The sequence below is a fragment of the Nocardioides sambongensis genome (genome assembly GCF_006494815.1).
Lineage (GTDB): Bacteria > Actinomycetota > Actinomycetes > Propionibacteriales > Nocardioidaceae > Nocardioides > Nocardioides sambongensis.
On sequence record NZ_CP041091.1, the window covers coordinates 2,999,856 to 3,011,882 of the forward strand.

A 12,027-nucleotide genomic window follows, 5' to 3' on the forward strand; every position below is an offset into this window, starting at 1 on the left:
CTCAGCCGGTGAGCAGGCGGGCGTCCACCGCGGCCGGGCTCAGCACCCGCTTGATCGCCAGTGCCGCGCAGCCGACCAGGCCGGCGCGGTCGCCGTAGGTGGCCGGCAGGAACTGGAGCTCGCGGGTGGCGAAAGCCGAGGAGCGGGCGTAGACCGCCTCGCGGATGCCGGCGGCATAGACGTCGTACACCTCGGACATGTCGCCGCCGAGGACGACGGCCTGGGGGTTGAGCAGGTTGATCGCGACGGCGAGCAGCTCGCCCACCTGCCGGCCGCTCTCGCGGAGGAGCTGCTTGGCCTCGGCGTCGCCGTCGCGGGCGTGGGTGACCAGGTCCCGCACGTGGCTCACCGCGCGCCCCTCCTCCTGGAGGCGGGCGACCAGCGCCCAGCCGGCCGCGATCGTCTCCAGGCAGCCGGTGTCGCCGCACCGGCAGGGACGTCCGGCCGCGTCGGCCACCTTGGTGTGGCCGAGGTCCCCGGCGCCGCCGCGGAAGCCGGCGACCAGGGCCCGGTCGGCGAGCACGCCGAGGCCGATCCCGGTGGAGGCCTTCACCACCAGCAGGTTCCGCATCCCACCGTCGGGGTGGGCGTGGCCGAGATACTCCGAGCGCGCCATCGCGTCGGCATCGTTGGCCAGGAAGAGCGGGGCGTCGGCCACCGCGGTCAGGTACGGCGCCAGCGGCACGTCGTTCCACCCCGGCAGCACCGGGGTGTCGATGCTCGTGCCGTGCTCGGCGTCGACCACGCCGGGCAGGCTGATCGCGATGCCCAGCACCGGCGGGGAGCCGGGCTCGAGCAGCGCGGAGAGCTGCTCGGCGACGACCGGCATCACCTCGTCCGGCCCGGCCCCGATCTCCTGGTCGACCGCGGACGCGGCGAGCTGGTTGCCGGCGAGGTCGAAGACGGCCACCTGCGAGCGGGAGCGGCCGATCGCGGCCGCCAGCACCACGCCGGCGGTGTGGTTGAAGACCAGGCTGCCGGGGGCCGGCCGCCGGTCGAGGCGAGCTCGGCACCGAGCAGCACCAGCCCGGCGTCGGAGAGCGCGCTGACCCGGTTGACGATCGCCGTCCGGGAGAGTCCGGTCAGCCGGCGCAGGTCGGAGCGGGTGGTGGCCCGTCCGGTGCGCAGCAGCTGCAACAGGTCGCCGGCGCTGGGCAGCTCACGACCCAGCTCGCGCGCCGCCTCCCGCACCGCCTCCCGGGGCCCTTCGGCGCGTACCGCCGCTGCCTCCGCCTCGTCGAGCACTGCTTCGGACATGTTCCACACTGTAGTCGGGTCACTTTTGTCTGAAAAGTACCTAAGTGGGGTTCCCTGAGAGCGACCCGACGACTACCGTTGACTCCGATGACCGAGCACACCCCCGACCTCGTGCTGCCTGCCTGCGACTTCACCGTCTTCGGCGCGACCGGCGACCTCGCGCTGTACCAGCTGCTGCCCGGCCTCTACCACCGGGAGCGGGAGCGCCAGCTGCCCGCGGAGACCCGGATCATCGGCGTCTCGCGCAGCGCGCTCGACGACGCCGGCTACCGCGACATGGTCAGCCGCGTCCTCTTCGACACGATCCCCGAGGACGACCTGGAGGTCGGCGCTCTGCACCGGCTGATCCACCGCCTGCACCACGTCGCCCTCGACGTGGACAGCACCGACGGCTGGGACCGTCTGCACGGCCTGCTCAAGGACCACGAGCGCGCGCCCGCGGTGACCCAGGGCTTCACCACCGACGGCGACACCCGGGACGGCGTCGACCCGGCGGCCCCGACCCGGATCTACTACCTGGCCGTCGACCCCGGCCTCTACGGCGCGATCGCCGAGCACCTCGCCGCGATGGACATGGTCACCCCGGACTGCCGAGTGGTGCTGGAGAAGCCGATCGGCGACGGCCTGGAGTCCTCCCGCCGGATCAACGACGCGGTCGGCGCCGTCTTCGCCGAGCACCAGATCTTCCGGATCGACCACTACCTCGGCAAGGAGTCGGTGCAGAACCTGCTGGTCACCCGGTTCGCCAACACCTTCCTCGAGCCGTTGTGGAACTCCCGCTGGGTGGACCACGTGCAGATCACCGTCGCCGAGGCACCGGGGGTCGCCGAGCACCGGGCGCCGTACTACGAGGACGCCGGCGCGCTGCGCGACATGGTGCAGAACCACCTGCTCCAGCTGCTCTGCCTGGTGGCGATGGAGCCGCCCACCTACGTCGGCCCGGACACGGTGCGCGACGAGAAGCTGAAGGTGCTCCAGGCGCTGGCGCCGATCACCGGGCCGGGGGTCGACCAGCGGGTGGTGCGCGGCCAGTACGCCTCCTACGCCGAGGAGATCGGCCACGCCACCGACACCGAGACCTTCGTCGCGCTGCGCGCGGACGTGCAGAACTGGCGTTGGGCCGGGGTGCCGTTCTACCTGCGCACCGGCAAGCGGATGGCCCGGGACGAGTCCGCGATCGAGGTGGTCTTCAAGGAGCCGCCGCACGCGATGTTCCCGCACAGCGAGGGCACCACCAAGCCCAACCGGCTGACCGTCCGGCTCAAGCCGGACGAGGGGATGCAGCTGCACCTGACCGCCAAGGTGCCCGGCCCCGGCGGCATCCGGCTGCACCCCACCTCGCTGGACCTCAGCTATGCCACCGCCTTCGACGAGCGCTGCCCGGACCCCTACGAGCGGTTGCTGATGGACGTCATCCGCGGCATCCCGACGTTGTTCATGCGCCGCGACGAGGTGGAGGCCGCCTGGGCCTGGGTCACCCCGATCCTCGAGCGCTGGCAGGAGCTGGCCGAGACCGCACCCGAGACCACCCCGATCCCCTACCCCGACGGCACCCACGGTCCCGGTGAGGCAGCAGCGCTGCTGGCCGCCGACGGCCACGCCTGGCAGGAGAGCTGAGTGAACATCCCGACCACCCCCACGACCACTCCGGTCCCGCTGCACCCGGTGCTCGCCGAGGTGACCGACCGGCTGATCGAGCGCAGCGCCGGCACCCGGGCCGCCTACCTGGACAAGATCCGGGCCGCAGGCCAGCGCGGGCCCGCCCGCGGCCGGCTGGCCTGCGCCAACCTGGCCCACGGGTTCGCCGCCGCCGAGGGCGCGGAGAAGACCGAGCTCAAGCGCGGCGGCAAGCCCAACCTGGCCATCGTCACCAGCTACAACGACATGCTCTCGGCGCACCAGCCCTACGGCGACTACCCGCCGGTGCTGAAGCAGGCCGTGATCCGCGCCGGCGGCATCGCCCAGGTCGCCGGCGGCGTGCCCGCGATGTGCGACGGCATCACCCAGGGCCGCGACGGGATGCAGCTCTCCCTCTACAGCCGCGACGTGATCGCCATGTCCACCGCGATCGCACTGTCCCACGACATGTTCGACGGCGCACTGCTGCTCGGGGTCTGCGACAAGATCGTCCCCGGCCTCCTGATCGGCGCGCTCTCCTTCGGCCACCTGCCGTCGGTCTGGGTGCCGGCCGGTCCGATGACCTCGGGCCTGCCGAACAAGGAGAAGGCGCACGTGCGCCAGCTCTTCGCCGAGGGGAAGGCGGGGCGTGAGGAGCTGCTCGAGGCAGAGTCGGCGTCGTACCACTCCCGCGGGACGTGCACCTTCTACGGCACGGCGAACTCCAACCAGCTGCTGATGGAGGTGCTCGGGCTGCACCTGCCGGGCTCCTCCTTCGTCAACCCCGGTACGCCGCTGCGCGAGGCGCTGACCGACGCCGCCGCGGAGCGGGCGGTCGCGCTCACCCCGCAGCACGACGACGCCCCGCCGCTCGGCGAGATGGTCGACGAGCTGGCGATCCTCAACGCCTGCGTCGCGCTGCTGGCCAGCGGCGGGTCGACCAACCACACCCTGCACCTGGTCGCCATCGCCCGGGCCGCGGGCATCCAGCTGACCTGGGACGACCTGGCCGACCTCTCCGCCGTGGTGCCGCTGCTGGCCCGCATCTACCCGAACGGCTCCGCCGACGTGAACCACTTCCACGCCGCCGGCGGGATCGGGTTCCTGGTCCGCACCCTGCTCGACGCCGGCCTGCTGCACGAGAACGTGCAGACCATCGCCGGCCCCGGACTGCGCCGCTACACCACCGAGCCGGTCCTGATCGACGGCGAGCTGACCTGGCGCCCGGGCACCGACCACAGCCTGGACACCGACGTGCTGCGCCCCGCCGACGACCCGTTCTCCGCCGACGGCGGGGTCAAGGTGGTCCGCGGCCCGCTCGGCACCGGCGTGATCAAGACCTCCGCGGTCGCCGTCGAGCACCGCTACGTCTCCGCCCCGGCGCGGGTCTTCGACGACCAGCACCACTTCCTGGACGCGTTCGGCGCCGGCGAGCTCGACGGTCAGGACCTGGTCGCGGTGATCCGCTATCAGGGACCGGCCGCCAACGGGATGCCCGAGCTGCACAAGCTCACCCCTGCGCTCGGCGTGCTGCAGGACCGCGGCCAGAGGGTCGCGATCGTCACCGACGGCCGGATGTCGGGAGCCTCGGGCAAGGTGCCCGCCGCGATCCACGTGACGCCGGAGGCGGCACTCGGCGGACCGTTGAGCCGGGTCCGCGACGGCGACCTGATCACCCTCGACGCCGAGGCGGATGTGCTCACCATCGTCGACGCCGACGGCGAGGCGATCGTGCTCGCCGACCGCCCGGCCACCGGCCACGCGCCCACCGAGGCGGAATGGGCCGGCACCGGACGCGACCTGTTCTCCGCGTTCCGTGCGACGATCGGTCCCGCCGATCAGGGTGCGTCCGTCTTCGGACTGCCCGTCCCCGTCCCCACCGCCGCCGAGGAGGCCGCCGTTGTCCAGCCTGCCCACACCCACTGAGCCCGCTGGCACCACCGCCTCCGTGCTGGACGCCGTGCCGGTGCTGCCGGTCGTCGTCGTGGACCGCGTCGAGGACGCGGTGCCGTTGGCCCGGGCGCTGGTCGCCGGAGGACTGCCCGCGGTCGAGCTGACCCTGCGCACCCCGGTGGCGCTCGACGCGATCCGCGCGATCGCGAGCGAGGTGCCCGAGATCCTGCTCGGTGCCGGCACCATCACCACGCCGGCCGAGGCCGAGGCGGCGGTCACCGCCGGCGCCCGGTTCCTGGTCTCCCCCGGCTGCACCCCGACCCTGCTCGCCGGGATGCAGGCGACCGGGGTCCCGTTCCTGCCCGGCACCTCCACGGTCTCCGAGGTGCTGGCCGTGCTGGAGTCCGGTCAGCAGGAGATGAAGTTCTTCCCGGCCGAGGCCGCCGGCGGCACGCCCTACCTGAAGTCGGTGGGCGGGCCGCTGCCGCAGGCCCGCTTCTGCCCCACCGGCGGGATCACCCCCGCGTCGGCGCCGAGCTATCTCGCGCTGCCCAACGTCGGTTGCGTCGGTGGCTCCTGGATCACGCCGGGCGACGCGGTCGCCGCCGGCGACTGGGAGCGGATCTCCAAGCTCGCCGCCGAGGCCGCCACCCTGCGCTGAGCCCGGTCAGCGGCGCTGGCGGGCGAAGAACTCCTCGAGCAGGGCCGTCGACTCCTCGGCGAGCACCCCGGCGACCACCTCGGGCCGATGGTTGAGCCGACGGTCCCGTACGACGTCCCACAGGCTGCCCACCGCACCCGCCTTGTCGTCGTAGGCGCCGAAGACGACCCGGTCGACCCGGCTCAGCACGGCGGCACCGGAGCACATGGTGCACGGCTCCAGGGTGACCACCAGGGTGCAGCCGGCCAGGCGCCACTCGCCGAGAGCCGCGGCCGCCGCCCGCAGCGCGACGACCTCCGCGTGACCGGTCGGGTCACCCTCGGCCTCGCGGACGTTGTGCCCCACGCCCACCGTGGTGCCGTCGGCGTCGAGCACCACCGCGCCGATCGGCACGTCCCCGCCCGCCAGGGCGGCGCGCGCCTGCACCAGCGCGGCCTGCATCGCGGGCCGCCAACGTCCACCGTTCACGCCGAGGCGAGCCCCACCGCGTCGTCGAAGAGGTCGCCGAAGCCCAGCACCCGGGCGACGTCGGAGAGCATCTCGTCGGGGTAGGCGTCGTCGTCGTCGAGCAGGACCGCGAGGTCCAGCGCCGACATGCCCAGGTCGCTCAGCAGGTCCAGATCGCCGGCCGGCTCCGGCTCGTCCTCGTCGTCCTCGGGCAGCGGCAGGCCGAGCAGCTCGACCGCCTCGGCGGCGAGTGCCCACTCCGTGGCGGCGGTGATGTCGGAGAGCATCAGCCGCGTCTCGTGCTGGCTGACCCGGACGATCAGGCAGAAGTCCTCGTCGACCGCGACCAGACCGACCGCCCCCTCCTCGAGCGGGAAACGGCGGAGCGCCGCGACCAGGGTGTGCAGGTCCTGCGCGTGGTCGAGGGTCAGCTCGGCGACCTGCCAGTCACCGTCCGCGCGGTAGGCGGCCACGGCGAAGTCGACCTCGTCAGCCCCGTCCACCTCGTCCAGGTCGTTCATCGCCGCCTCCATCGCCGCACCGCTCGGCTCGTGGGCGTCCAGCGTGGCACGGCCGACCCCCAACCCGCCAGACAGTTCCGCAGGGCAACTGGACGCAGCGACGTGGACGGCTGCCGGACCGCTCACCCGGGCCGGTGCGCGAGCACACTCGCGGTGAGCCGGTCGAGGACCGGTGAGTCGAGCCGCCACCGCTGCCAGTGCAGCGGGACCCTCGCCGCCCGCCGGCCGATCCGGACCACCTCGCCGCGCTCCTCGGCCGGGACCAGCTGGTGGGCGGGCAGCATCCCCCACCCCAGCCCGGCGACCACCGCGGCGAGGAAGTCGTCGCTGGACGGCACCCGGTGGGTCAGCGGCGGCGCCGGGACCCCGTGGGCCGCCAGCTCCTGGTCCTGCAGCAGGTCCTTGTCGTTGAAGCGGACCACCGGCATCCGCCGCCAGTCCGGCGCGGCGTCGTACCGGGCGAGCAGGGCGGGGGCCGCCGCGGCGACGTAGGTCAGCGTGCCCAGCGGCCGGACCGAGCAGCCCTGGACCGGGGTCGGATCGCTGGTGACCGCGCCCATCACCTCGCCGCCGCGGAGCAGCTCGTGGCTGTGTGCCTGGTCCTCGATCGCCAGCCGCAGGGCCACGTCGCCCCACCCGCCGACGTCGGCGAGCACGCCGCGGAACCACCCGGCCAGCGAGTCGGCGTTGACCGCGACGCTGACCTCGGTCGGCGCGTGGTCGCCGAGGTCGGCCTCGTCGTAGAGGAGCCGCAGCTGGCGTCCGAGGCGGACCAGCCCGGTCGCCGCGTCGGTGGGTCGGCACGGAGCGCCGCGGGTGACCAGCACCCGGCCCGCCTGGGCTTCCAGCGCACGGATGCGCTGGCTGATCGCGCTCGGCGTCACGTGCAGCGCGCGGGCCGCGGCCTCGAAGGTGCCGTGCTCGGCGATCGCGACCAGGGCGGCGAGCTGGTTCGGCTGAGGCTCCACCCGACCCATCCTAAGGATCACTTAACGATCCTGAGAAACATTCGCTGGCCTTGTCGGCCGCCGCGCCTCAGGATCGACCCCATGACCTTCGTCGTCGGCATGCTCACCGGCCTCTCCCTGATCGTGGTGATCGGGGCGCAGAACGCCCTGGTCCTGCGCCAGGGCATCCGCCGGTCGCACGTGCTCCCCGTGGTGGCCGTCTGCTCGCTCTCCGACCTGGTCCTGATCCTGGCCGGGGTCGCCGGCGTCGGCGTGCTGGTGGACCGGGCGGGGTGGCTGATCGAGGCGCTGCGCTGGTTCGGCGCCGCCTTCCTGATCGGGTACGGCGTGGCCTGCCTGCGCCGCGCGATGCGGACCGAGCAGCTGGAGGCCGCCGGCAACGGTCGCGGCACCGCCCGTGCCGTGGTGCTGCAGACGCTGGCGCTGACCTGGTTGAACCCGCACGTCTACCTGGACACCGTGGTGCTGCTCGGCTCGATCGCGCAGACCCACGGCAGCGTCGGCCGGTGGTGGTTCGGGGCCGGCGCCGCGGCCGGCAGCCTGGTCTGGTTCTCCGCGCTCGGCTTCGGGGCCACCCGGCTGGCCCCGCTGCTCGCCCGGCCGCGTGCCTGGCAGGTACTCGACGTGGTGATCGCGCTGGTGATGTTCGCGGTCGCCGCGAGCCTGCTGCTCTGACCCGTGCGGCCCGGTCGCACGCGGGCGATCGACGCGCCGCTCGCCGTGGCGATCATCTAGGGTTCGGTGCATGCGCACCCAGGTCGTGGACCACCCGCTCGTCGCCCACAAGCTGACCGTCCTGCGCGACCAGGACACCGACTCGCCGACCTTCCGCAACCTGGCCGACGAGCTGGTCACCCTCCTCGCCTACGAGGCCACCCGGGACGTGCGCGTCGAGCCGCACCGGATCACCACCCCGGTGGCGGAGACCACCGGCGTCCGGCTGGCCTCGCCGCGGCCGCTGGTGGTGCCGATCCTGCGTGCTGGGCTCGGCATGCTCGACGGGATGATGCGCCTGCTGCCCACCGCCGAGGTCGGCTTCCTCGGCATGGTGCGCAACGAGGAGACCCTGGAGGCCTCCACCTACGCCGAGCGGCTGCCCGACGACCTCTCCGGCCGCCAGTGCTACGTGCTCGACCCGATGCTCGCGACCGGCGGCACCCTGGCCGCCGCGATCCGGTTCCTCACCGACCGCGGCGCCGACCACATCACCGCGGTCTGCCTGCTCGCCGCCCCCGAGGGCTGCGACAAGCTCGCCGCCCAGATCGACGACCTCGACGTGCCGATCACCATCGTCACCGCGGCGATGGACGAGCGCCTCAACGAGAAGGGCTACATCGTGCCCGGCCTCGGCGACGCAGGCGACCGGCTCTACGGCATCGCGGGCGGCTGAGCGTCGTACCTCCTCGGGTGCGGGGGCGCGCCCGGCTTTGGAACGAACCAGCGGGGATTGGATCGATCTTCCGGCCCGTTGAGTCCCAGGTCACATCCCACTGACCGTGAGACGCCGACCCGCGCGCGTGGGGGCTGTGTACGTTGACGATCGATTTGTGCCCCCGATCACCTGGAGGAACGGTGCTCATCGGCATTCCCCGCGAGTCCAAGGCCGGCGAGACGCTGGTCGCGGCGACCGCGAAGACAGCCGCCCAACTGCGCAAGCTCGGCTACGACGTGGTCGTCGAGTCCGGCGCCGGCGTCGCCGCCGACCAGCTCGACGACGCCTACACCGAGACAGGTGACGACGGAGCCCGTGTCGGCACCTCCGAGGAGGTGTGGGGTGCCGACGTCGTGGTCAAGGTCAACGCCCCCACCGGCGAGGAGATCGCCCGGATGCGTCCGGGGTCCACGGTGATCTCGATGATGGCCCCTGCCCGCAGCCCCGAGCTGCTGGAGCAGCTGCGGGCCGCCGGTGTCACCGGCCTGGCGATGGACGCGGTGCCGCGGATCTCGCGCGCCCAGTCGATGGACGTGCTCTCCTCGATGGCCAACGTCGCCGGCTACCGCGCCGTGGTGGAGGCCGCGCACGAGTTCGGCCGGATGTTCACCGGCCAGGTGACGGCCGCGGGCAAGGTCCCGCCGGCCCGCGTCTTCGTGGTCGGTGCGGGCGTCGCCGGCCTGGCCGCGATCGGTGCCGCCTCGGCGATGGGCGCGGTCGTCCGCGCCTTCGACGTACGGCCCGAGGTGGCCGAGCAGGTCGAGTCGATGGGTGCGCAGTTCGTGCACGTCGAGATGGAGCAGGAGGTCTCCTCCGACGGCTACGCCAAGGAGATGACCGCCGCCCAGGAGGCCGCCACCGCGGCGATGTACGACGAGGAGGCCCGTGCCGCCGACATCGTGATCACCACCGCGCTGATCCCGGGGCGCCCGGCGCCGAAGCTGATCACCGCCGAGACCATCGCCGCGATGGCCGGCGGCTCGGTGATCGTCGACATGGCCGCGGCCAACGGCGGCAACGCCGCGCTCACGGTCACCGACGAGCGGACCGTGACCGACAACGGGGTCACCATCCTCGGCTACACCGACCTGGCCGGGCGTCTGGCGGCGCAGACCAGCCAGCTCTACGGCACCAACGTCGTCAACCTGCTCAAGCTGCTGACCCCGGAGAAGGACGGCGTGCTGACGCTGGACTTCGACGACGTCGTCCAGCGGGGCATCACCGTGGTCCACAACGGCGAGGGCATGTGGCCGCCCCCGGCGGTGCAGGTCTCCGCCGCGCCCAAGCCGGACGCCGCTGCCCCGGCCGCGCAGCCCGCGCCGGCCAAGCCGCCGATGTCGGCCGGCACGAAGGTCGGCCTGGTGCTCGGTGCGATCGCGCTGTTCTGGCTGGTCAACGCCGCGGCCCCGGGTGACATCCCGCAGCACTTCAACGTGCTGATGCTCTCGATCGTGATCGGCTACTACGTGATCGGGAAGGTGGCGCACGCGCTGCACACGCCCCTCATGTCGGTGACGAACGCGATCTCGGGCGTGGTCGTGGTGGGGGCGCTGGTGCAGATCGCGAGTGACGACCTGCTCATCGTGTCGCTCTCCGCGGTCGCCATCCTGCTGGCCTCGATCAACATCTTCGGTGGCTTCGCGGTCACCCGACGCATGCTCAGCATGTTCAGCAAGGGGGCCTGAGCGCCATGGACATCAACTCCGTCACCGTCGCGGCGTACATCGTCGCGTCGCTGCTCTTCATCCTCTCCCTCGCCGGGCTCTCCAAGCACGAGTCGGCCAAGAACGGCCTGACCTACGGCATCGTCGGCATGGCGGTCGCCCTGGTCGCCACGGTCGCCGCGACCATCGACGTCAGCAAGTACGTCGACCACCGGGCGCTGGTGATCACCCTGATGCTGGCCGCGATCGCGGTCGGCGCCGTGATCGGCCTGTGGCGCGCGCGCATCGTCGAGATGACCGGGATGCCCGAGCTGATCGCGCTGCTGCACTCCTTCGTCGGTCTGGCCGCGGTGCTGATCGGCTGGAACGGCCACATCGGCGGAGCCCACCTCTCCCAGGGTGACTCGGTCGCCCTGGGCGACATCAAGGCGCTGATCAACATCCACGAGGCCGAGGTGGCCATCGGCATCTTCATCGGTGCGGTCACGTTCACCGGCTCGATCGTGGCCAACCTGAAGCTGTCCGCGAAGATGAAGTCGGCGCCGCTGATGCTGCCCGGCAAGAACTACATCAACGTCGGCTCGCTGGTCCTCTTCGCGATCCTGACCGCGATCTACGTCTCGATGGACACCCACCACTTCATCGGCGGTGAGACCTCCACCGGCGCGACGCTGCTGCTCGGCGCGATCACCCTGCTCGCCCTGCTGCTCGGCTGGCACCTGGTCGCCTCGATCGGCGGCGGCGACATGCCGGTCGTGGTCTCGATGCTGAACAGCTATTCCGGTTGGGCCGCGGCCGCGTCGGGCTTCCTGCTCGGCAACGACCTGCTGATCGTCACCGGTGCGCTGGTCGGCTCCTCGGGTGCCTACCTGTCCTACATCATGTGCAAGGCGATGAACCGCTCGTTCATCTCCGTGATCGCCGGCGGCTTCGGCATCGAGGCCGGACCCGGCGAGGACAAGGACTACGGCGAGCACCGCGAGATCCAGGCCGACGCCGCCGCCGAGCTGCTGGCCGGCGCTTCGTCCGTGGTGATCACCCCGGGCTACGGGATGGCCGTCGCCCAGGCGCAGTACCCGGTGGCCGACCTGACCGCCAAGCTCCGCGCCAAGGGCGTCGACGTACGGTTCGGCATCCACCCGGTCGCGGGTCGCCTGCCCGGTCACATGAACGTGCTGCTGGCCGAGGCCAAGCTGCCCTACGACATCGTGCTGGAGATGGACGAGATCAACGACGACTTCGGCGAGACCGACGTCGTCCTGGTGATCGGCGCCAACGACACGGTCAACCCGGCCGCGTCCGAGGACCCCACCTCCCCGATCGCCGGGATGCCGGTGCTGGAGGTCTGGAACGCCAAGGACGTCATCGTGTTCAAGCGGTCGATGGCCGCGGGCTACGCCGGCGTGCAGAACCCGCTCTTCTTCCGGGAGAACAGCCAGATGCTCTTCGGCGACGCCAAGGACAAGGTCGAGGAGATCGTCCACCACCTCAGCTGATCCGGCTGAACGAGGCTTGTGCCGTCGTTCGGTGGCTCCTGGTGCCACCGAACGACGGCACAACTCGTGGT

General features: G+C 72.3%; 12 protein-coding genes. 7 read left to right on the forward strand and 5 right to left on the reverse strand.

All coding sequences use genetic code 11. The annotated features are described in order from the left end of the window. Position 1: 1 nt before the first annotated feature. A complete protein-coding gene (locus FIV43_RS14150) occupies positions 2-946 on the reverse strand; it encodes an ROK family protein (protein ID WP_231123966.1) in 945 nt (314 codons plus the stop codon). After that, the gene (locus FIV43_RS22580) at positions 829-1,257 is read right to left on the reverse strand and encodes a hypothetical protein (RefSeq protein WP_231123396.1); all 429 of its coding nucleotides are present in this window, start codon (positions 1,255-1,257) and stop codon (positions 829-831) included. The genes FIV43_RS14150 and FIV43_RS22580 overlap by 118 nt, the downstream gene beginning before the upstream one ends. Positions 1,258-1,344: 87 nt before the next feature. Here FIV43_RS22580 and zwf point away from each other — a divergent pair, with 87 nt between their 5' ends. The 3 genes from zwf to eda are packed head-to-tail and all read left to right on the forward strand — an operon-like array spanning position 1,345 to position 5,428. Then, positions 1,345-2,874, forward strand: coding sequence for a glucose-6-phosphate dehydrogenase (zwf, locus tag FIV43_RS14155; RefSeq protein WP_141014650.1), 1,530 nt, complete (start codon positions 1,345-1,347; stop codon positions 2,872-2,874). Next, on the forward strand, positions 2,875-4,800 hold the full coding sequence (edd, locus tag FIV43_RS21550; RefSeq protein WP_231123397.1) for a phosphogluconate dehydratase: 1,926 nt from the start codon (positions 2,875-2,877) through the stop codon (positions 4,798-4,800). Continuing rightward, positions 4,775-5,428: a bifunctional 4-hydroxy-2-oxoglutarate aldolase/2-dehydro-3-deoxy-phosphogluconate aldolase gene (gene eda / locus FIV43_RS14165; protein ID WP_141014651.1), complete on the forward strand. Its 654-nt coding sequence runs from the start codon at positions 4,775-4,777 to the stop codon at positions 5,426-5,428. The genes edd and eda overlap by 26 nt, the downstream gene beginning before the upstream one ends. A gap of 6 nt (positions 5,429-5,434) precedes the next feature. Here eda and FIV43_RS14170 read toward each other — a convergent pair whose 3' ends face one another. The 3 genes from FIV43_RS14170 to FIV43_RS14180 are packed head-to-tail and all read right to left on the reverse strand — an operon-like array spanning position 5,435 to position 7,364. Then, positions 5,435-5,869 (reverse strand): nucleoside deaminase, encoded by a 435-nt coding sequence (locus tag FIV43_RS14170; RefSeq protein WP_141015958.1) that lies wholly within the window; start codon positions 5,867-5,869, stop codon positions 5,435-5,437. A 23-nt stretch (positions 5,870-5,892) separates the two neighbouring features. Next, positions 5,893-6,459, reverse strand: coding sequence for a tRNA adenosine deaminase-associated protein (locus FIV43_RS14175; RefSeq protein ID WP_231123398.1), 567 nt, complete (start codon positions 6,457-6,459; stop codon positions 5,893-5,895). A 59-nt stretch (positions 6,460-6,518) separates the two neighbouring features. After that, positions 6,519-7,364 carry an ArgP/LysG family DNA-binding transcriptional regulator gene (locus tag FIV43_RS14180; RefSeq protein WP_196780813.1) on the reverse strand — a complete coding sequence of 282 codons (846 nt, stop codon included), beginning with the start codon at positions 7,362-7,364 and terminating at the stop codon, positions 6,519-6,521. 81 nt (positions 7,365-7,445) lie between these two features. On the opposite strand from FIV43_RS14180, the gene FIV43_RS14185 reads away from it, so the two are divergent. From FIV43_RS14185 to pntB, 4 genes are all read left to right on the forward strand, one after another. After that, entirely contained in the window at positions 7,446-8,039 is a 594-nt protein-coding gene (locus FIV43_RS14185) for a LysE/ArgO family amino acid transporter (RefSeq protein WP_141014653.1), read from the forward strand. 70 nt (positions 8,040-8,109) lie between these two features. Then, positions 8,110-8,754, forward strand: a complete 645-nt coding sequence (upp, locus tag FIV43_RS14190) for a uracil phosphoribosyltransferase (RefSeq protein WP_141014654.1) — start codon at positions 8,110-8,112, stop codon at positions 8,752-8,754. 182 nt (positions 8,755-8,936) lie between these two features. Next, a complete protein-coding gene (locus FIV43_RS14195; protein WP_141014655.1) occupies positions 8,937-10,481 on the forward strand; it encodes a Re/Si-specific NAD(P)(+) transhydrogenase subunit alpha in 1,545 nt (514 codons plus the stop codon). 5 nt (positions 10,482-10,486) lie between these two features. Next, positions 10,487-11,956 carry a Re/Si-specific NAD(P)(+) transhydrogenase subunit beta gene (gene pntB, locus FIV43_RS14200; protein ID WP_141014656.1) on the forward strand — a complete coding sequence of 490 codons (1,470 nt, stop codon included), beginning with the start codon at positions 10,487-10,489 and terminating at the stop codon, positions 11,954-11,956. Positions 11,957-12,027: the final 71 nt, after the last annotated feature.

What these genes read in the sequence shown, in the direction of transcription:
- FIV43_RS22580 (WP_231123396.1), bottom strand. Translation starts at nt 1,257, where the DNA reads ATGTCCGAAGCAGTGCTCGACGAGGCGGAGGCAGCGGCGGTACGCGCC.
- zwf (WP_141014650.1), top strand. Translation starts at nt 1,345, where the DNA reads ATGACCGAGCACACCCCCGACCTCGTGCTGCCTGCCTGCGACTTCACC.
- FIV43_RS14170 (WP_141015958.1), bottom strand. Translation starts at nt 5,869, where the DNA reads ATGCAGGCCGCGCTGGTGCAGGCGCGCGCCGCCCTGGCGGGCGGGGAC.
- FIV43_RS14185 (WP_141014653.1), top strand. Translation starts at nt 7,446, where the DNA reads ATGACCTTCGTCGTCGGCATGCTCACCGGCCTCTCCCTGATCGTGGTG.
- upp (WP_141014654.1), top strand. Translation starts at nt 8,110, where the DNA reads ATGCGCACCCAGGTCGTGGACCACCCGCTCGTCGCCCACAAGCTGACC.
- pntB (WP_141014656.1), top strand. Translation starts at nt 10,487, where the DNA reads ATGGACATCAACTCCGTCACCGTCGCGGCGTACATCGTCGCGTCGCTG.